Origin of the sequence: Robertmurraya sp. FSL W8-0741, assembly GCF_038004005.1 — a bacterium.
Taxonomy (GTDB): domain Bacteria; phylum Bacillota; class Bacilli; order Bacillales; family Cytobacillaceae; genus Robertmurraya; species Robertmurraya siralis.
The window spans coordinates 3,192,655-3,213,242 of the sequence record NZ_JBBOQG010000001.1 but is presented as its reverse complement, the minus strand read 5'-3'; the positions used below and the strand labels follow the sequence as shown (position 1 = coordinate 3,213,242).

Genomic DNA, 20,588 nt, shown 5'->3' with positions numbered 1-20,588 from the left:
TATAGAACGCTATACATGTAATAAAATAGGAAGAACGGCATGTGTTATCGTGCCGTTGTTTTCTCTTTTTATCAGTTATATTTGTATTGGCTTGGGTATTACATACTAGAATTGGACAAGCCTTCTTTTAGCAAATGGAAAAGAAAAATTGAGGTGAATAGATTGGAAAAGGGGAAGATCGTTTCACTAGAAGATCGCGTTCCTAAGCTTAAACAACAAAGGCGGAGAAAGGCAAATAAACGCCTTATTTTTCTCTTGTTTCTGTTTTTTTTGCTGATAAGTTGTGTAGTTTATTTCCAATCACCGTTAAGTCATGTGAACAAAATTATGATAAGTGGTAACGAAGTTTATCAAGAAGATGAAATCATCGCTGTAAGTGAATTGACTAAAAATACGAATGTCTGGAAAATTAATAAAAAAGAAGTGGAGCAAAAGCTGGAAGAACTAACAGAGGTAAAATCGGCAAAAATAGAAGTGGAGTTTCCGAATAATATTGTAATTGAAATAAAAGAATGGAAACGCATTGCTTATATTATGAGAGAAGGTCTTTTTTTACCTATTTTAGAAAATGGTGATGTTCTCGAAGAACGGACTGATATAATCCCCGTCAATTCTCCTATCCTGCAATTTTTCTCAAAGGGAAATGTAATGGAGGCAATGATCGAAGAATTAAATCAAATCCCGGCAGAGGTGCTTAATTCCATTTCAGAAATTCATCATGATCCGAAAGAAACGGATCAATATCATATTAAATTATTCATGAATGATGGATTTGAGGTAAGTGCATCAATAAGAAGTTTCTCAGAAAAAATGACCCATTACCCATCTATTGTGAGCCAGTTAGATCCAACAATCAAAGGTGTAATTGATTTAGAAGTCGGGTCATTTTTTAGAGCGTATGAATGGGAAGGTGCTGAAGAAGAGAATGAAACTGAAAGTGAAGGGTAAACATGTCATTCTCTCATTGGTCAGTCTTGTATTAGGTTTTATTATGGCATTTTCATATCATTTAACCGAAAAAAATGATACCGATACGGCAATGACGAATAGTCAATGGGAGCGGGATATTGAACTGCGCAATCAATTGATTGAACAAGAAGAAAAAAATCGCGCGTTGCAGCAGGAATTAATTGAAAAGCAGGAAAAGGTACTCGAAATCGAAGAATTGTTGGCCCAAGAGGAGCAAGTATTTTTCAATTTGGCGGAAGACGCTGAAAAATATAGAATGTTTCTTGGCAAGGTCCGTGTAAAAGGGGAAGGAGTAACGGTCACATTAGCTGACGGACAATATGACCCGAATGATGATAATATTAACAATTATCTTGTTCATGAGCATCATGTCTTTAACGTTGTCAACGAATTATATGTTTCAGGTGCAACGGCAGTGGCAATAAACGGGCAAAGACTTACTCACAACTCTTATATTGTTTGCAACGGTCCTGTTATAGAGGTAGATGGGAATCCTCACCCTGCTCCGTTTGTGATCACAGCAATTGGAGAACCTGAGGTTTTATCATCGGCATTGAATATAACGGGAGGAGTTAAGGATCGCCTTGTCAGTGAAAACGTTGAATTCAAGTTAGAGGAAAATCAGGAGATTATACTAGAACCGATCCTTGGTTCGTAATAAAATATGAAATGTTGTCCACATAAATAGAAAGTTGGGTGATTCGGTGGGCAAAAATAAAATGATTAGTTTTACGGTGATCACAATCATTATTGGGTTCATGCTTGCCATTCAATTTCAATCGGTTAAAAAACCAGTTGTCAGAGACACCCGTGACACGTGGGAATTGAGGGAAGACTTGCAGAAAGAAATGGAATTGCAGTCCAAGCTAATAAGAGAAATCCGCTCAAACGAAGAAAAGCTTGCTAACTATGAAACGGAGAGAACACAAGGGCAGGAACAAACTTTGCGAAATACGTTGGAGGAGTTAAAAGAAGAAGCTGGTTTAACAGATGTCTCAGGACCTGGTGTGAAAATTGAACTTGACCTGATCGATAATGCTTTAATTTTCGATCAAGGGCAGCAAATGCTCTCGCCAGAATTATTAAGGCGATTATTAAATGAGATTAATATGTACGGAGCTAAGCACGTTTCAATTGGAGGACAACGAGTAATTAATACAACCGTAATCAGGGAAATAGCCGGGGAAACGAAAATTAACGGGCGCTCTCTAAGGAATTTCCCGGTAGAGATTCTGGTGATAACGGAAGATATGAAAACGGCTAGAAACTTATACAACCGTATGCTTGTTTCCAACGCATCAGAGGAATTCTTTATTGACAATTTGAAGATGACAGTACTGGAGCCACAATTAAAAATCACGATTCCAGCGTATGAAGACTCGATCAGAATTAGAAATATTGAGCCGGTCAAATCTGATAAAGGAGGCAATTAAAGATGTGGCTTCCAGTATTAGGACTTATTATTGGGATTGCTCTAGGGTTATTGAGCAACTTTAGCATACCTGATGAATATTCCAATTATTTATCGATAGCCGTCCTCGCGGCTTTAGATACATTATTTGGTGGGATAAGAGCTCATTTGCAAAATATTTACGATGAGAAGGTTTTTGTCTCCGGTTTTTTCTTTAATATTGCCTTGGCAGCAAGTTTAGCTTTTCTAGGTGTTCATCTTGGTGTAGACTTGTATTTAGCAGCAGTTTTTGCATTTGGTGTAAGGCTATTTCAAAACATCGCTGTTATAAGAAGAATTTTAATTACAAAATGGTCATCGAAATGAGATCACAAGAAAATTAGAAAAAATTCAATTAATTAAAAGGGAAAATATTAATTTTGCCGAATAATTTTATAGATAAGCTGTTTTTTAAGCAAAATATCTTCTGCCTGAAGAATCCAAAATTAGCTTATCTGTTAACTAAGGTGTGTTTCTTTCTTTTTGTAGCCAGTAGCAGCTTGCTTACTAAATATATAATTGAAAGAAATATAAATAGACATCATCTTGTTGTTCAAGAAAATTGAATTGCGCTTAAGAGGAGGTGCCAGTGAGAATGAACAGCAACGACATATATGTAAGTCTTGACATCGGTACATCCAGTGTAAAAGTAATCATTGGTGAAATGGTCAATGATGCTTTGAATATTATTGGAGTTGGTAACGTAAAGTCCGAAGGCTTGAGAAAAGGTTCTATTGTTGATATAGATGAGACGGTTCATTCTATTAAAAGGGCGGTAGAACAAGCTGAAAGAATGATTGGAATGGAAATTAGTCAAGTGATTGTTGGGGTCACAGGCAATCATGTTCTTCTTCAACCTTGTCATGGCGTAGTAGCTGTTTCAAGCGAAAACAGAGAGATTTCAAATGAAGATGTAGTAAGAGTGCTCGACGCTGCACAGGTTGTTTCTATTCCACCTGAACGGGAAATCATTGATGTCATTCCAAGGCAATTTATTGTCGATGGACTTGACGAGATTACTGATCCAAGAGGGATGATAGGTGTTCGGTTAGAAATGGAAGGAACGATTATTACTGGTTCAAAAACGATCTTACATAATACATTACGATGTGTAGAGAGGGCAGGTTTGGAAATTTTAGATATCACTCTACAACCACTAGCAGCAGGGGCTTTTGCTTTGTCAAAAGATGAAAAAAATCTTGGAGTTGCCCTTGTTGATATCGGTGGTGGATCGACAACAATTGCTGTTTTTGAGAACGGCAATTTAAAGGCAACTGGAGTTATACCGGTTGGTGGAGATCATATAACCAAAGATATATCGATTGGCCTACGCACCTCTACTGAAGATGCGGAAAAAATCAAAATTAAACATGGACATGCTTATTATGATCATGCTTCTGAAGAAGATGTTTTTAGCGTCCCGATCATTGGAAGTGACCAGCATCAACAATTTAATCAGCTCGAGATTGCTGATATTATAGAAGCAAGAATGGAGGAAATTTTTGACCTCATCCAAGCAGAAATAAGGCGCTTAGGTATCCATGATCTACCTGGAGGCTATGTTCTCACAGGAGGAGTTGCAAACACTCAAGGCATTCTCGAATTGGCACAAGTTATTTTTCAAAATCGAGTTCGTATTGCTATTCCTGATTATATTGGAGTTCGGGAACCACTCTATACAACAGCAGTGGGACTTATTAAATTTGCTTATAAGAATGCAAAGGTGCAAGGAAGAAGTTTGAGTAGTCAAACGACCGTAATGGAACCGAAGGAAAAACGTGCGCAAAAACAGGCACAGTCAAAAGCAAAACCGGAAAAACAATCTGAAGAGAAAATCACATCAAGAGTAAAGAAATTCCTTGGTTACTTTTTTGAATAGCTGAAGAATTCTTTCAGCTAAAACGATAACTTCAAGTAATTTAAAATTTACTTGTTGAAGGCGGGATAAATAGTGCTATCAGGAATATCGACGAATTAGGAGGATTTGTCATGTTGGAATTTGATACTAATTTAGATTCATTAGCGACGATAAAAGTAATTGGCGTCGGTGGCGGCGGAAACAATGCGGTAAACCGAATGATTGAACACGGGGTTCAAGGTGTTGAATTTATTGCTGTTAATACAGACGCTCAAGCTTTAAATCTATCAAAAGCAGAAGTAAAAATGCAAATTGGCGGAAAATTAACGAGAGGTCTCGGTGCCGGGGCAAATCCTGAAGTTGGTAAAAAGGCGGCTGAAGAAAGCAAAGAACAAATTGAAGAAGTATTAAGCGGTGCTGACATGGTTTTCGTTACTGCCGGTATGGGTGGCGGAACTGGGACGGGAGCTGCACCAGTTATTGCCCAAATAGCACGTGAGTTAGGTGCTTTAACGGTGGGGGTTGTAACACGTCCTTTTACTTTCGAGGGAAGAAAGCGTTCAAATCAAGCCGCTGGTGGAATTCAAGCAATGAAGGAAGCTGTTGATACTTTAATCGTTATTCCAAATGATAGATTGTTGGAAATTGTCGATAAGAGTACTCCTATGCTTGAAGCTTTCAGAGAAGCTGATAATGTATTGCGTCAAGGGGTGCAAGGCATCTCTGACCTAATTGCTACACCAGGATTGATTAATTTGGATTTTGCAGATGTTAAGACAATTATGTCAAATAAAGGTTCTGCTCTTATGGGAATTGGTGTTGCTAGTGGTGAGAATCGAGCTACTGAAGCAGCGAAAAAAGCGATTTCTTCACCATTACTTGAAAAATCAATTGATGGAGCACAGGGTGTGTTAATGAATATTACGGGAGGAACAAACTTAAGCCTGTATGAGGTACAAGAGGCCGCTGATATTGTCGCAACAGCTTCTGATCAAGAAGTGAATATGATTTTTGGTTCTGTTATTAATGAGGACCTTAAGGATGAAATTGTTGTTACCGTGATTGCAACTGGCTTTAATGAAGAGGTTGCGCAAGCAAAAGCGTTTCGTCCAACCTTAAATCAGGCGAAGCCAACCTCTTCTTTTGAAAAGCCTCGGAGAGAGGTTAGAAGAGAAGAGGAAGTTCCTGAACAAACAAGAACGACAACACAACAAGAGGATGCTCTAGACATCCCGACATTTTTAAGAAATCGCAATCGAAGAAGGTAATTCTAAAAGGTCAAAAAGCATGATCCAAAAGGATCGTGCTTTTTTTTGATCTTTATTCAGGTACTATTATTGAAAATGAGGAAAAATGACAAAATCCGAATGAATATGTGAAAATTACTGCTTTTTTACTTCATGAAGTGACACACTTTCCTCATCGATGTACGCTATACTTTTTCGTAACAGATTAATAGAAAGCAAAAATAGGAACCGCAGAGTGATAGGAAAAAGGGGGAGGGCAGTTGACCATCTATTTAGATGTGATTTGGGCATTAAATTTTCTGTTCGATACCCTTCTTTTATATTTGACTGCGATTATTTTGAAGAGGAAGGTTCAAAGTTATCGACTTATACTTGGTGGATTGATCGGTTCATTCATTATTTTATTATCGATTACTCCAATAAATGCCTATTCAGGACACCCGTTCACTAAATTATTTTTTTCTTTCCTAATGATTTTAACGACCTTCGGTTACAAACGCTTTCGTTATTTTCTAAGTGGAGTCTTTACCCTCTATTTGGTGACATTCCTTGCAGGAGGAGCTTTAATCGGAGTTCACTACTTTATCCAATTTGACCTAGATTTAGCCTCTAATGTTGCATTAGGGAGTATTAAAGGGTTTGGTGATCCGATAAGTTGGCTTTTTGTTTTAATAGGCTTTCCGATTGCATGGCATTTTTCCAGGATGAACTTTGAAAGAATGGAAGTGACGAAAATACAATACGAGAAAATGGTTGATGTCACGGTGACACTTGGAAGCACCATAATGAAGGTTAAGGGACTGATCGATAATGGCAACCAATTGTATGATCCAATTTCAAAAATGCCAGTGATGTTTGTTTCTTTGAGAAATTTTAAAGACGTACCGGAAGAAATCATGAAGCTTGCGACTGAAGGTGAAAGAATCATATTAGGAGAAGAAGAGCTTGAACAGGATCTCGACTTTGTTTTGAGAATTATTCCTTACAAGGTAGTCGGTCGAGAGCATCAATTAATTATTGCGGTTAAACCAGACGAGATTTTAATTGAATGTGAAGAAGAAATTTTGTTAGTAGAAAAAGGTTTGGTGTCATTTACTATTCAGGAGCTATCTTCTGATGGTGCTTTTCAGTGCATCGTCCATCCTAAGATGCTGACAGGTTCTAAAAGTAAAGGAACCACGAAAGTGAGCTGAGAACTTGGTTTGCACCTCTAAGTGAAACTATGAAAACAAAAACAGCTTTAGAAAAACAATTTTAACATGATTTGAAGGAGGACAACAGATGAAAAAATTGAAACTTCGCTTATCCTACTATTGGTACAAACTATTAATTAAATTGCGCTTAAAAACGGATGAAATATTTTATATTGGTGGAAGCGAAGCACTCCCTCCTCCATTAACAAAAGAAGAAGAAGAAATGTTATTACAAAAACTGCCGAACGGAGATAGGGCTGCCCGTTCCATTTTAATTGAAAGAAACCTGCGTTTAGTTGTCTATATAGCACGCAAATTCGAGAATACGGGAATCAATATTGAGGATTTAATTAGTATAGGAACAATTGGTTTAATTAAGGCGGTAAATACATTTAATCCTGAAAAGAAAATAAAACTTGCTACATACGCATCACGATGTATCGAAAATGAAATTCTTATGTACTTAAGAAGAAATAATAAAATTCGCTCAGAAGTATCATTTGATGAACCACTTAACATTGATTGGGATGGAAATGAACTGCTCCTATCAGATGTGCTTGGAACAGAAGATGACATTATTACAAAAAACCTTGAAGCGACTGTTGACAAAAAGTTACTTTTAAAAGCATTGCACCAATTATCTGAAAGAGAAAAACAAATTATGGAACTGCGCTTCGGTCTTGGAAATGGTGAAGAGAAAACACAGAAAGACGTGGCAGATATGCTCGGAATATCGCAATCATATATTTCACGATTAGAGAAAAGGATTATTAAAAGGTTAAAAAAAGAGTTTAATAAAATGGTGTGAATTATTCGAATTAAAAAAAATCTAATCTCGAGGAAAAAAATAAAAAACGAAAACATTAATAGACAAAGGTTTGTAAAGAATATCGTCTTTTTTTCCCTCTCTTTGTCTTAAGTGAAAGTGCATATTTTTCCTTCTCAAGGAGATACTGTTTTTTGTACAGCAACTCCTGTGAGGAGGGAAAAGAGTTGACTCGAAATAAAGTTGAAATTTGCGGTGTTGACACATCTAAACTTCCAGTGCTCAAAAACGAAGAAATGAGAAAGTTATTTAAGGAAATGCAAAACGGAGACATTTCGGCGCGTGAGAAACTCGTTAATGGAAATTTACGACTAGTATTAAGTGTAATTCAACGTTTCAATAACAGGGGCGAGTTTGTCGATGACCTCTTTCAGGTAGGATGTATCGGTCTCATGAAATCAATTGATAACTTTGATTTAGGTCAAAATGTTAAATTCTCTACGTATGCCGTTCCGATGATCATAGGAGAGATTCGACGCTATTTACGGGATAATAATCCAATCCGCGTTTCTCGCTCCTTAAGAGACATCGCTTATAAGGCTCTTCAAGTACGAGAAAAGTTAATGAGTGAAACTTCAAAGGAACCTACTGCTGTTGAAATTGCTAAAGTTTTGGATGTTCCTCATGAAGAAATTGTTTTTGCTTTAGATGCAATTCAAGATCCAGTGTCACTATTTGAACCGATCTATAATGATGGGGGTGATCCCATTTATGTAATGGATCAATTAAGTGATGAAAAAAATAAGGATATTCAGTGGATCGAAGAAATTGCGCTGAAAGAAGGGATGAGAAGATTAAACGAAAGAGAAAAGCTAATTCTAAGAAAACGATTTTTCCAGGGAAAAACGCAAATGGAAGTTGCTGAGGAAATCGGTATTTCTCAAGCACAGGTATCCCGTTTAGAAAAAGCTGCTATTAAACAAATGAATAAAAATATACAAAGCTAATTTCAGATGTGGACTAGTCCACTATTCTAAGCAATTATTAAGACTTGAGTTCGGTATTTTACCGGGCTCAAGTCTTTTTGTAGGGCTTTATTTTGTGTCTTTTTTGTTCATTTTCTCTTTGACTAATCAACACTGCTGAAAGGCGTTGAAATGAGCACTGTCCCATTTGTTAAATTAGATTGATTCATATCTAGCTCTGTTGTAGCAGTTCGTACTAAACTTTCCCTCCTCTTTCGGAAATGTTCATTATTTGCCTACCTTGTATCATATACATAGAATGAGAAACGGTAGGAGTTGATATCCATGATAAGAATATCTGAATTTCAAATGAAGGATGTCGTAAATATATCTGACGGAAAAAAACTCGGCAACATTGGTGATATTGATATTAATTTAAAAACAGGTAAAATTGAAGCGATTATTATAACAGGTGCTGGGAAAGTGTTAGGCTTTTTTGGGAAAGATGAGGAAGTAACCATTTCTTGGAACAATATCTTAAAGATTGGGGAAGATGTCATCTTAGTTCGTTATAAAGATATTGCAGAAGTGAAGTATTTGGAAGAATAGCATTCGCAGCTAGCAACGTTTTACAGAAACGTTATTTTTTACTGTGACCGTTGAGTTATCTATGTTAAACTAAAAAAAACAACATGAGGTAATGGTCGAATGGAACCTTTCTTTTTAAAGAATGAACAATACTATATAGTTAAGGACTGGCATACAGATTCTCTTATTGCTGGGTTTACAAGCAAAAATGGAGGAGCAAGCACTGGAGTTTTTTCCTCTTTAAATTTAGGCTTTCATGTACATGACCACATCGAAGCCGTATGCAAGAATCGTGAAACAGTAGCGCATTTACTTGATTTTTCAATTGAAAATTGGGTTGGAGCCGAACAGATTCACGATAGCGAGATAGCCATTATCCGTCAGGAGCATAGAGGAAAGGGCGCGTCTGTTTATGAAGATTCCCTTAAAGGGACAGATGGCCTTTTCACAAAAGAAGCTGGGGTATTGCTGACATTATGTTTTGCTGATTGTGTTCCGCTCTTTTTCTCCGCTCCCAAACATCACGCACTTGGCATTGCTCATGCTGGATGGAAGGGGACAGTGAAAGGAATTGGGAAGGAAATGATTCAAGTCTTTAATCATGAAAATATTCCTGCCCAAGATGTATTCGTTGTTATTGGCCCAGCAATTTGCAAAAATTGTTATATTGTCGATAATCGAGTGATCGAATTAGTTCAAAATATACTAGAAGATGTCGAAGAAAACCCATATAATCTAATTGAAGACAATCAATATCAACTAAATTTAAAAGAATTGAATCGCTTGATTTTACAACAATCAGGAGTACCCGCTGAGAATATTCAAGTTTCTAATTTATGCACTAAATGCAATCAAAAACATTTTTTTTCTCATCGACGTGATGAAGGCAAAACTGGTCGTATGATGGGATTTATAGGGTGGAAGGAGGATTATAAGAGCATCGATGAAAGTGGCAGACAATTTAGCTAATATAAATGAACAAATTCAAGCAGCATGTAATAAAGCAAATCGTGACCCAGATCAAATCAAGATTATTGCTGTCACCAAATATGTGTCGATAGAGAGAGCGAAAGAAGCTATTGAAGCAGGGATTGTTCATCTAGGCGAAAACCGCGAGGAAGGATTAAATGCTAAACGGGGTGTTCTTGGGGACAAGCCAAAATGGCATTTCATCGGTACGCTACAGTCGAGAAAGGTAAAGAACATCATCGATAAAGTTGATTATATCCATTCATTAGACCGATTGTCACTTGCTGCTGAGATTGATAAAAGGGCACAAAGGAAGGTTAAATGCTTCGTGCAAGTTAAAACATCTGAAGAAGAGTCGAAGCATGGTATGGATCCAGATGAGGTAATCTCTTTTATTCAACAATTAGAGCAATATTCAAACATACAAGTTGTTGGTCTAATGACGATGGCTCCATTTACTGATGATGAACATGTGTTAAGAAAATGTTTTCGAGCATTGAAAGAATTGCAGCTTGAAATTCAAGGAAAACAACTAGATTATGCCCCTTGTCATGAACTATCCATGGGTATGTCTAATGATTTTAAAGTAGCAATTGAAGAGGGAGCAACAATGATTCGAATAGGTACCGCATTAGTCGGTGAGTAAAGAGGTGAATAATAAATGAGTATAAAGTCAAAATTCAAAACATTTTTTTTCCTAGACGATGAATATGATTATGATAACGAAGAGCCGTATGAGGAACAAGCTGCACCGCCAGCACGCTCTCAAAAACATCAAGCATCTCAGAAGCAAAATGTCGTTAGCTTACAAAGTGTTCAAAAGGCATCAAAAGTTGTACTCGTTGAACCGAGAGTGTATGCTGAAGCTCAGGATATAGCAGATCAATTAAAAAATCGTCGAGCTGTTGTCGTAAACTTACAAAGAATTGATAGAGAGCAAGCAAAAAGGATTGTCGATTTCCTTAGTGGTACTGTGTATGCTATAGGTGGCGACATTCAAAAAATAGGAACCGATATTTTCCTTTGCACACCTGATAATGTGGAGGTTTCTGGAAGTATATCGCAAATTCTACAAGAAACGGAATATGAAGATACGAGGTGGTAGTGGTTGCTTACAACGATTTTTAGTCTTTTGGTTCAACTTATTTCTATTTACTCATGGGCTTTAATTATTTATATCTTACTTTCATGGTTTCCAAATGCGAGAGATTCTGCAATTGGTCAATTTTTAGCAAGAATTTGTGAGCCATATTTGGATCCGTTTCGTAGGATTATCCCACCACTTGGAATGATCGACATTTCTCCAATTGTGGCGATTTTAGTATTACGATTTGCTACAAGTGGATTGCATCAGCTTTACTATTGGATCATTTAAGGGTAATTACTCATATTAAGTAATAAAAGGGGCTATAATAATCCCCCTTTTTTCATTCATTCTAGGTGATAACATGAATATTTATCAGCATTTCCGCGTTGAAGAAAGAGAATTTATAGATTTGGCTTTGCAATGGATGGAATATGTTGAACAAACATACAGCTCTAAGTTAACAGATTTTCTCGATCCACGAGAGCAGCAGATCGTTCAGGCAGTTGTTGGTAGTCAGGCGGAAATCCAGGTGGCGTTTTTTGGTGGACAGGAAAATAATGAACGTAAACGAGCATTAATCTATCCAGAATATTTGCAGGTGGAGAAAAATGATTTTCACATTCGTTTATTCGAAGTAGAATATCCAGTAAAATTTTTAACCATTGAACACCCTCAGGTTCTTGGCAGCTTGATGGCTCTTGGAGTGAGAAGAGGGAAGTTTGGAGACATTCTCATTCATGAGGGGCGAATTCAATTCTTAGTTACAGAAGAAATAAGTGAATATATCAAATTACAACTTACCCAAATTGGTCGGGCTTCTGTAACATTAAAGGAACTGCCTAGCGAAGAAGGGTTAGTAATTGAAGGGCATTGGCAAGAAATGACTGCGACTGTTTCTTCGCTCCGTTTAGATACTGTATTAGCTGCATTGCTTAATCTTTCTCGGCAAAAATCACAAGAATTAATCAGAAATAAGCGAGTCAAAGTCAATTGGACAACGATTGAAAACCCATCGTTTGAATGCGGTGTGGCGGACATTATTTCTGTAAGAGGCTTTGGGCGCCTCAAATTAATTTCGATTGAAGGAAAAACAAAGAAAGATAAGTGGCGTATTGTCGGAGGCAAACAAAAATAACTGCTCAAGCTTCATATTTTTTTAGAATTGTGCAGGATTATGAGAGCAAGTGTCGAATATTGATGAATACATACTACTTACAGAAATATGGAGGTGGCCTTCATGCCATTAACACCTTTAGATATTCATAACAAGGAGTTTAACAAAGGGTTCCGAGGTTATGATGAAGATGAAGTAAACGAATTTCTCGATCAGGTAATTAAAGATTATGAAATCATCATTCGTGAGAAAAAGGAATTAGAAGAAAAATTAAATGATATGAATGCGCGCCTCGGCCATTTTTCTAATATTGAGGAGACATTGAATAAATCGATTGTTGTAGCCCAGGAGGCGGCAGAGGAAGTTAAACGCAACGCGCAAAAAGAAGCAAAGCTCATAATAAAAGAGGCGGAAAAAAACGCCGATCGTATTGTAAATGAGTCATTATCGAAGGCTAGAAAGATCGCCTTGGAAATTGAGGATTTAAAAAAGCAATCAAAAGTATTCCGGACACGTTTTAAAATGTTGATTGAGGCTCAATTAGATCTGTTAAATAATGACGATTGGGATCATCTTCTGCAATATGAGATTGACGCGGCAGAGTTGAAATCTGCAGAAGAAGAAGATTCAATGGCTTGACGTCTCGTCATAAAAGAGAATATAATACCTTAATAAAATATATTTCATACGATGAGAGGGACAAGTACACTTTTTTTATCTTATTTGTAGCGAGCCGATGATGGTGAGAGTTCGGCTGAGATGGAAAGTTGGAAATCACCCTTGAGTACCTAGTTGAACATTTTCAAGAAGTGATTCTTTGAAATAAGTAGGCATAGGCGTGTTATTCACGTTACGAACATAGAGCGGATAGATTTCTATCTACAAGGGTGGTACCGCGGGATTAAACCTTCTCGTCCCTTTTTGGGATGAGAGGGTTTTTTGTGTTTAAAAATGTGCCTTAAAATCCGAAATTAGGTAATACTGTATGACTAGTGAGCTAGGACTTGTAAGGAGGAAAGGAAATGGAATATAAAGACACGTTATTAATGCCTAAGACAGAGTTTCCAATGCGAGGAAACTTGCCAAAGAGAGAACCTGAAATGCAGGAAAAATGGAATGAGATGGACATTTATAAGGCAGTCCAGGAAAAGACAAAGGGACTTCCTATGTTTGTATTGCACGATGGTCCTCCATATGCAAATGGGGATATTCATATGGGGCATGCTTTAAACAAAATTTTAAAGGATTTTATCGTCCGTTATAAATCAATGAGCGGTTATCATGCACCGTATGTACCTGGATGGGATACACATGGTTTGCCAATTGAACAAGCTTTAACGAATAAAGGGGTGAAGCGCAAGGAACTTACAGTTGCTGAATTTAGAAAACTATGTGAAGAGTATGCTTATGAACAAATTGACAGCCAAAGAGCTCAGTTTAAACGTTTGGGTGTACGCGGGGACTGGGAAAATCCATATATCACTTTAAAGCCAGAGTATGAAGCACAACAAATTAAAGTGTTTGGAGAAATGGCAAAAAAGGGTTATATCTATAAAGGTTTAAAGCCTGTTTATTGGTCCCCATCAAGTGAGTCTGCGCTTGCTGAAGCAGAAATTGAATATAAAGATAAGCGTTCAGCCTCTATTTATGTCGCCTTTGACGTAAGGGACGGAAAAGGAGTACTTGATGGGGATACAAAAATTATTATTTGGACGACAACGCCATGGACCATTCCGGCAAATCTCGGAATCACTGTTCATGCTGATTTAAATTATGTCGTTGTTAAAGTGGCAGGCGATAAATATGTCATTGCTGAAGAATTATTAAATTCTGTATCCACAGAGCTTGGCTGGGAAGACGCTTCTGTTGTTAAAACATTGAAGGGAAGCGAGCTTGAATATATCGTAGCGAAGCATCCGTTATATGGCCGTGATTCCCTTGTGATGCTTGGTGAGCATGTCACGACAGATGCTGGTACTGGTTGTGTTCACACAGCACCAGGACATGGGGAAGATGACTTTCTTGTTGGGAAGAAATATGGTTTAGATGTATTGAGCCCTGTCGATGACAGAGGGGTCTTTACAAGCGAAGCACCAGGTTTTGAAGGATTATTTTATGACAATGCGAATAAACAAATTACGGAAAAACTTCAAGAAGCAGGCGCTTTGTTGAAATTGGATTTTATTACCCATTCGTATCCACATGATTGGAGAACGAAAAAACCAGTTATTTTCCGCGCAACTGCTCAGTGGTTTGCATCGATTAAAGATTTCCGTAATGAGCTACTGGATGCTGTAAAAGAAACGAAATGGGTGCCTGCTTGGGGAGAAACTCGCCTCTTTAATATGGTAAGAGATCGTGGTGATTGGTGTATATCTCGTCAACGCGTATGGGGAGTTCCAATTCCAGTGTTTTATGGTGAAAATGGCGAACCGATCATTACTGATGACACGATCAATCACATATCTGACTTATTCCGTGAGCATGGCTCAAATATTTGGTTTGAACGTGATGCAAAGGATTTATTGCCAGAAGGCTTTACGCATGAATCAAGTCCAAATGGTAAATTTACAAAAGAAACGGATATTATGGATGTTTGGTTTGATTCAGGCTCATCCCATCAAGCTGTTTTAGAAGAACGCAACGACCTACAGCGTCCTGCCGATCTTTATTTAGAGGGTTCAGATCAGTACCGTGGCTGGTTTAATTCATCATTATCAACAGCCGTGGCTGTCACAGGAAAGGCGCCTTATAAAGGAGTTTTAAGCCACGGTTTTGTACTTGATGGTGAAGGAAGAAAAATGAGTAAATCAATCGGAAATGTGATTATCCCTGAAAAAGTTATGAACCAGCTTGGAGCAGATATTTTGCGATTATGGGTATCCTCCGTTGATTATCAATCCGACGTAAGAGTTTCTGACGCGATTCTCAAGCAAGTGGCAGAAGTGTACCGCAAAATTAGAAATACATTCCGGTTCTTACTGGGAAATCTTGCCGACTTTAACCCAAGTGTAAATAAGGTGGCATACGAAGAATTAAGAGAAGTGGATCAATTTATTTTGGTGAAATTAAATAACTTGATTAAAAATGTGAGAAATTCCTATGAGAACTATGATTATGCTTCCATCTATCATGCGATTAATAATTTCTGTACGCTTGACTTAAGTGCCTTCTATTTAGACTTTGCGAAGGATGTTCTTTACATCGAGGCACCGGATAATAAAGAGCGCCGATCAATTCAATCCGTTTTATATGAATGCTTAATCAATTTAACGAAATTAGTAACGCCAATTCTTCCACATACCGCCGATGAGGTTTGGGGGCATATTCCAAATGTAGAAGAGGTAAGCGTCCAGCTAACATCAATTCCAGAGTACAGAGAACTTGCAAATGGAAATGAATTAGTGAAGAAATGGACTGCGTTTATGGATGTGCGCGATGATATTTTGAAGGCATTGGAAGAGGCGAGAAACGCAAAAGTAATTGGAAAATCATTATCTGCAAAAGTAAGTCTGTACGTTAATGGAGAAACAAAAGACTTGCTCGAGTCTATTTCAGAGAATTTGCAGCAGCTCTTTATCGTATCAGGATTTGAAATTGCCGGTACGTATGATGCAGCACCTGTTGACGCGCTTAAATTAGAGCATGCTGCCGTTGTTGTGGCGAAGGCGGATGGCGAAACATGTGAACGCTGCTGGGTTGTTACAACTGAAGTTGGAAAAAATGAGCAACACCCAACACTTTGCCCGCGCTGCGCAGAAGTTGTAGAGCAACATTATAGTCATTTAAGTTAGGAAAAAAACTCTCTGAGACGATCGTCTTGGAGAGTTTTTTTATGGAATTTTTTTAAGTTTATAAGGTGAAGAACCATTTTCATTTATACTTTATACAATATGAAAGGGGAAAAAATCTTCCAAGATCGTAAAAGCTTGTTCAGTCTGTCAAATGTTTGCCTGTGTCAGAATGTTAAGTGAGGCAATACTAAAAGCAATAACAAAGGTTTAATGAGAACTTAAAAATTTGCAAAGGCGGAGGGGTAGACATGGATGCAAATCAACTAAGGCTCTATTCAGAACTCCGTATAATTCGTAATGAATTATTAGCAAGTCTTAATAAGGATTCAAGTATTAAACCGTTAATTGAGGACGAGCTAAGGGATATTGATGAGACAATTAGAAAAATGGAGTCAGGGACGTTTGGTTTTTGCGAGAATTCTGGAGAAATGATACCAGCAAATTATCTTTCGATTGTACCGACGCTTAAATCGATTAATGATGTGAATGAAATCAGCAAATTTTATTGTAAGCCACTCTATCATTAAGCTCTAATAAGATTCCAATCCCTACCGTTTTTATAAGTTGTATGCTAAAATGCAAAGGTAACAATTTTCGTATGAGCTGGAGGTTACCTTTGTGTTTTTATATTACATATTGGCATTAGTTATTATTGCACTCGATCAATGGACAAAATGGTTAATCGTAAAAAATATGGAATTGGGAGAAAGTATAACGATAGTGGAGAATTTTCTTTACATTACTTCCCATCGAAATATAGGAGCAGCTTGGGGCATTCTTCCTGGGCAAATGTGGTTTTTCTATATTGTTACAACAATAGTGATCGTCGGCATCATTTACTACATGGCTAAGCATGCCAAAGGAAGCGTTCTTCTTGGGACATCATTAGGATTAATGCTTGGTGGTGCCGCTGGTAATTTCATTGATCGCATCTTTCGAAAAGAAGTGGTAGACTTTGTCGATACATATATATTTGGATATGATTTCCCGATATTTAATGTCGCCGATTCAGCTTTAGTTGTAGGAGTTGCCCTTCTAATGATTCAAATGTTCCGTGAAGAACGGAAAGCAAAGGAGAAGTTAGATGGAGAAACAGGAACACATCATTGATGAGGAGCAAGTGAATGAAAGGATCGATAAGGTTCTCTCATCATTGAACAATGAATGGTCAAGGACACAAGTGCAATCATGGATAAAGGAAGGCAATGTCCTTGTAAACGGAAAAAAGATAAAGACGAATTATAAAAGCAATTTACATGATAAAATTGAAATTTCGATTCCGGATCCAGAGGAACTGGATGTTGTTCCTGAAGAAATGGCTCTCGATATTTATTATGAGGATAAAGATGTCATTGTCGTGAATAAACCAAAAGGTATGGTTGTACATCCTGCTCCAGGTCATTTAACAGGAACGCTTGTCAATGGTTTAATGGCTCATTGTAAAGATTTATCGGGCATAAATGGTGTGTTACGACCAGGGATTGTCCATCGTATTGATAAGGATACATCTGGCTTGCTGATGGTTGCTAAAAATGACTATGCCCATGAGCATCTAGTTAATCAACTCGTAGAAAAAACCGTGACAAGAAAATATCGGGCAGTCGTTCATGGAAACATTCAACACGATTATGGAACCATAAACGCACCGATCGCCAGAGATCCTAAGGAACGGCAAAGCATGACCGTTATAGACAATGGCAAACATGCAGTTACACACTTTCAAGTATTAGAAAGATTTCCTGACTTTACCTTTGTCGAGTGTCAGCTTGAAACGGGAAGAACGCACCAGATCCGTGTGCATATGAAATATATTGGCTATCCGCTTGCCGGAGATCCAAAGTACGGTCCAAGAAAAACAATTGATTTTGGCGGACAAGTTTTACATGCTGGGGTACTAGGCTTTGTTCATCCGAGGAGCGGGGAATATTTGGAGTTCGAAGCACCGCTTCCACAGGACTTTGTCGAATTATTAGATAAGCTTCGAAATAATCGTTGACAAGTAAGCAGGGGTAAGCTATTATTACAATAGTTTCATAAGTCCTTTAAGACAGTCCAGAGAGGCTGGGAAGGAAGCGGATTTGTAGCTGGCAATCAAAAGTCCAAAGTTACATTATGTTATACCATTCGTTCATCCTCTCGCCCTCAGGTGAGAGGATTTTTTTGTCTAATGAAAGGATGTGAATAGTATGTCTAAAAAGGCTGTAGTATTGGATGAACAAGCGATTCGAAGAGCACTGACAAGGATTGCTCACGAAATTATTGAGAAAAACAAGGGAATTGAAGGCTGCATTTTAGTCGGAATTCGTACGCGAGGAATTTACTTGGCTAAACGTCTCAAAGAACGGATTCAGCAAATCGAAGGCGCTGACATACCTGTTGGTGAATTAGACATTACCCTCTATCGGGACGATTTAACGACAAAAACGGATAATCAAGAACCACTTGTTAAAGGTTCTGATATTCCGATTGATGTCACAAACCAAAAAGTCATTTTAGTTGATGATGTACTTTATACTGGAAGAACCGTAAGAGCTGCCTTAGATGCTTTGGTCGACTTAGGAAGACCTTCATCCGTTCAGCTGGCAGTGTTAGTTGATCGCGGGCATAGGGAACTTCCGATTCGAGCAGATTATGTAGGGAAAAATATCCCGACGTCAAGTTCAGAAAAAATTGTCGTTCAATTAGCGGAAATTGATGAAAATGAACAAGTAAGTATATATGAAAAATAGTGCCAACCTTTTTAAGTGTAGTCCAGAGAGGCTAGCAAAAGGAAGAATAGTATAAGGGGCAGCCCCTTATGCTATTACGCCTAGCCTCTTTGAAAGGAATTTTCAAAGAGGTATTTTTTATGCCGGAATAAGCTGATTTTGATTTAAAGAATTGTTTCGCTCAAGTAGCCAAAGCTATCGAACTTCAGGCCACTTCCCTTTCGCAAATACCGAATCGGATTTTCTGTATCGACAAGGTCTTTCCAGTTATGTACGGCGATGAGCAGTTAATTAGGGGGGAATAGAAATGAACAGACCAGTACTTGATATTCATGAAAAACCAACAGCAACACAAATGCTCACATTAAGCTTCCAGCATATGTTTGCGATGTTTGGAGCGACGATTTTGGTGCCTAAATTAGTTGGATTGAGTCCGGCAATCGCGCTATTAACGAGCGGGATTGCAACAATCCTTTTTCTGCTAATTACACAATTTAAAGTACCAGCCTATTTAGGTTCATCCTTTGCATTCATCGCACCGATCTTGATCGCAGCCGGAGGCCTTGATGAAAATGGAGTGAGCGTTAATCCAGGGAATGCCATGATTGGAGCGATGGCGGTAGGGATTACCTACGGGATTGTTTCACTCATTATTTGGAAAACGGGATACAAATGGTTAATGCGCCTCTTGCCACCGATTGTTGTCGCACCGGTTATTATGGTAATTGGACTCGGTTTAGCAGCAACAGCAGTAGATATGGCCATGAATGTGAATGGAGAATATAGCTTTATCCATTTCACAGCAGCGTTAGTAACGTTATTTGCGGCGATTATATTCACCGTGTATTTTAAAAATATTTTAAGTGCAATGCCCATTTTGTTAGGTTTAATCGTTGGGTATATTTATTCGGCTATCGTAGGTATCGTTGATTTTACAGCGGTGAAAAAAGCAAGTTGGTTCGCGATGCCTGACTTCCTCTTTCCTGGTATTCACTACGAATTTTCGATTACATCTTCCATTTTGTTAGCGATGGTTCCAATCGTTTTTGTCACTATTTCTGAACATATCGGACATCAATTAGTGTTAGGAAGAGTTGTCAACCGCAATTATATTAAAGACCCTGGATTGCATCGTTCCATTGTTGCAGATGGATTAGGAACCTTTGTCAGTGCGTTTTTGGGAGGTCCACCTAAAACGACATATGGAGAAAATATTGGAGTTTTGGCAATCACGAGAGTTTATTCAGTATATGTGATTTTCGGTGCAGCGATCATTGCGATTCTCTTCTCATTCGTTGGCAAAGCGATGGCATTCATCCAGACGATTCCGACTGCAGTGCTTGGCGGAATTTCCATTTTACTTTTTGGAATTATTGCATCAAGCGGATTGCGCATGCTAGTTGAGAGTAAGATCGACTTCGGGAATAATCGAAATTTAGTCATCTCTTCGGTCATTTTAGTATTGGGGATTGGCGGAGCAGCTTTGAAAATTTCAGAAGCTTTTAGTGTCGAGGGCATGGCTTTAGCTGCTATTGTTGGAGTAATTCTCAATATTGTATTGCCTGGCAGAGAGCAAGGAAACCTTGAATCTGATGCTGCTGTTAATCAGGATATTGCATAGGTACACCATTTAATGATACTTGCGCTTCTAAATCAGTTTGTGATGCAGAAAAAATGTCATGTTGTGGGGAAAAAGACAGCATCCTTAAAAACTTTAGCTGCGTTAAAATGGGTTTAGATTTACGATAAAAAACGTTATATGTTCAGCCTTTTAATTAAATCCGAGAGATTTACAAGGGTGAAATAAGTTGGTAGTGAAGATAATGTTGCGTAACGCTATCTTTGAAACCGGCATTATTTAAAACACCCTGAATGTTTTC

The 20,588-nt window shown here is 38.0% G+C and carries 22 protein-coding genes and 1 other annotated feature; all 22 genes read left to right on the top strand.

Features of this window, described 5'->3' with window-relative positions:
* The first annotated feature begins 162 nt into the window (after window positions 1-162).
* The 22 genes from NST02_RS15550 (at window position 163) to NST02_RS15445 (ending at window position 20,329) form a co-directional block, all read left to right on the top strand.
* Entirely contained in the window at window positions 163-948 is a 786-nt protein-coding gene (locus tag NST02_RS15550) for a cell division protein FtsQ/DivIB (protein WP_095313211.1), read from the top strand.
* Window positions 926-1,627 carry a DUF881 domain-containing protein gene (locus tag NST02_RS15545; RefSeq protein WP_340949254.1) on the top strand — a complete coding sequence of 234 codons (702 nt, stop codon included), beginning with the start codon at window positions 926-928 and terminating at the stop codon, window positions 1,625-1,627. Before NST02_RS15550 ends, NST02_RS15545 begins: the two co-directional genes overlap by 23 nt.
* 46 nt (window positions 1,628-1,673) lie before the next feature.
* Window positions 1,674-2,402, top strand: a complete 729-nt coding sequence (locus NST02_RS15540) for a DUF881 domain-containing protein (RefSeq protein ID WP_095313065.1) — start codon at window positions 1,674-1,676, stop codon at window positions 2,400-2,402.
* A 2-nt stretch (window positions 2,403-2,404) separates the two neighbouring features.
* A complete protein-coding gene (locus NST02_RS15535; protein ID WP_095313063.1) occupies window positions 2,405-2,746 on the top strand; it encodes a small basic family protein in 342 nt (113 codons plus the stop codon).
* A gap of 268 nt (window positions 2,747-3,014) precedes the next feature.
* Complete coding sequence (ftsA, locus tag NST02_RS15530; RefSeq protein ID WP_340949251.1) at window positions 3,015-4,298, top strand: cell division protein FtsA; 1,284 nt, start codon at window positions 3,015-3,017, stop codon at window positions 4,296-4,298.
* Window positions 4,299-4,408: 110 nt separating this feature from the next.
* Window positions 4,409-5,545, top strand: coding sequence for a cell division protein FtsZ (gene ftsZ, locus NST02_RS15525; RefSeq protein WP_095313060.1), 1,137 nt, complete (start codon window positions 4,409-4,411; stop codon window positions 5,543-5,545).
* A 239-nt stretch (window positions 5,546-5,784) separates the two neighbouring features.
* Entirely contained in the window at window positions 5,785-6,717 is a 933-nt protein-coding gene (gene spoIIGA, locus NST02_RS15520) for a sigma-E processing peptidase SpoIIGA (protein WP_095313058.1), read from the top strand.
* An 88-nt stretch (window positions 6,718-6,805) separates the two neighbouring features.
* Window positions 6,806-7,525, top strand: coding sequence for an RNA polymerase sporulation sigma factor SigE (gene sigE / locus NST02_RS15515; RefSeq protein ID WP_095313056.1), 720 nt, complete (start codon window positions 6,806-6,808; stop codon window positions 7,523-7,525).
* Window positions 7,526-7,710: 185 nt separating this feature from the next.
* Complete coding sequence (gene sigG / locus NST02_RS15510) at window positions 7,711-8,490, top strand: RNA polymerase sporulation sigma factor SigG (RefSeq protein WP_095313054.1); 780 nt, start codon at window positions 7,711-7,713, stop codon at window positions 8,488-8,490.
* A gap of 303 nt (window positions 8,491-8,793) precedes the next feature.
* Window positions 8,794-9,057, top strand: coding sequence for a YlmC/YmxH family sporulation protein (locus tag NST02_RS15505; protein ID WP_095313052.1), 264 nt, complete (start codon window positions 8,794-8,796; stop codon window positions 9,055-9,057).
* A 99-nt stretch (window positions 9,058-9,156) separates the two neighbouring features.
* A complete protein-coding gene (gene pgeF / locus NST02_RS15500) occupies window positions 9,157-10,005 on the top strand; it encodes a peptidoglycan editing factor PgeF (RefSeq protein ID WP_095313050.1) in 849 nt (282 codons plus the stop codon).
* Window positions 9,980-10,651 (top strand): YggS family pyridoxal phosphate-dependent enzyme, encoded by a 672-nt coding sequence (locus tag NST02_RS15495; protein ID WP_095313048.1) that lies wholly within the window; start codon window positions 9,980-9,982, stop codon window positions 10,649-10,651. The genes pgeF and NST02_RS15495 overlap by 26 nt, the downstream gene beginning before the upstream one ends.
* Before the next feature lie 15 nt (window positions 10,652-10,666).
* On the top strand, window positions 10,667-11,110 hold the full coding sequence (locus NST02_RS15490) for a cell division protein SepF (RefSeq protein WP_095313046.1): 444 nt from the start codon (window positions 10,667-10,669) through the stop codon (window positions 11,108-11,110).
* 3 nt (window positions 11,111-11,113) lie between these two features.
* A complete protein-coding gene (locus tag NST02_RS15485) occupies window positions 11,114-11,380 on the top strand; it encodes a YggT family protein (protein ID WP_170943640.1) in 267 nt (88 codons plus the stop codon).
* Window positions 11,381-11,453: 73 nt separating this feature from the next.
* Window positions 11,454-12,227, top strand: a complete 774-nt coding sequence (locus tag NST02_RS15480) for a YlmH family RNA-binding protein (RefSeq protein ID WP_340949250.1) — start codon at window positions 11,454-11,456, stop codon at window positions 12,225-12,227.
* Window positions 12,228-12,329: 102 nt separating this feature from the next.
* Window positions 12,330-12,845, top strand: a complete 516-nt coding sequence (locus tag NST02_RS15475; RefSeq protein WP_095313042.1) for a DivIVA domain-containing protein — start codon at window positions 12,330-12,332, stop codon at window positions 12,843-12,845.
* Window positions 12,846-12,887: 42 nt separating this feature from the next.
* Window positions 12,888-13,128, top strand: a binding site (T-box leader).
* 100 nt (window positions 13,129-13,228) lie between these two features.
* Window positions 13,229-16,000, top strand: coding sequence for an isoleucine--tRNA ligase (gene ileS / locus NST02_RS15470; RefSeq protein ID WP_340949249.1), 2,772 nt, complete (start codon window positions 13,229-13,231; stop codon window positions 15,998-16,000).
* A gap of 248 nt (window positions 16,001-16,248) precedes the next feature.
* On the top strand, window positions 16,249-16,527 hold the full coding sequence (locus NST02_RS15465) for a TraR/DksA family transcriptional regulator (RefSeq protein ID WP_095313038.1): 279 nt from the start codon (window positions 16,249-16,251) through the stop codon (window positions 16,525-16,527).
* Between the two features lie 91 nt (window positions 16,528-16,618).
* Entirely contained in the window at window positions 16,619-17,110 is a 492-nt protein-coding gene (lspA, locus tag NST02_RS15460) for a signal peptidase II (RefSeq protein WP_095313035.1), read from the top strand.
* The gene (locus tag NST02_RS15455) at window positions 17,085-17,996 is read left to right on the top strand and encodes an RluA family pseudouridine synthase (RefSeq protein ID WP_095313034.1); all 912 of its coding nucleotides are present in this window, start codon (window positions 17,085-17,087) and stop codon (window positions 17,994-17,996) included. The genes lspA and NST02_RS15455 overlap by 26 nt, the downstream gene beginning before the upstream one ends.
* Before the next feature lie 190 nt (window positions 17,997-18,186).
* Window positions 18,187-18,729: a bifunctional pyr operon transcriptional regulator/uracil phosphoribosyltransferase PyrR gene (gene pyrR, locus NST02_RS15450; protein WP_095313032.1), complete on the top strand. Its 543-nt coding sequence runs from the start codon at window positions 18,187-18,189 to the stop codon at window positions 18,727-18,729.
* A gap of 286 nt (window positions 18,730-19,015) precedes the next feature.
* Complete coding sequence (locus tag NST02_RS15445; RefSeq protein WP_095313030.1) at window positions 19,016-20,329, top strand: solute carrier family 23 protein; 1,314 nt, start codon at window positions 19,016-19,018, stop codon at window positions 20,327-20,329.
* Window positions 20,330-20,588: the final 259 nt, after the last annotated feature.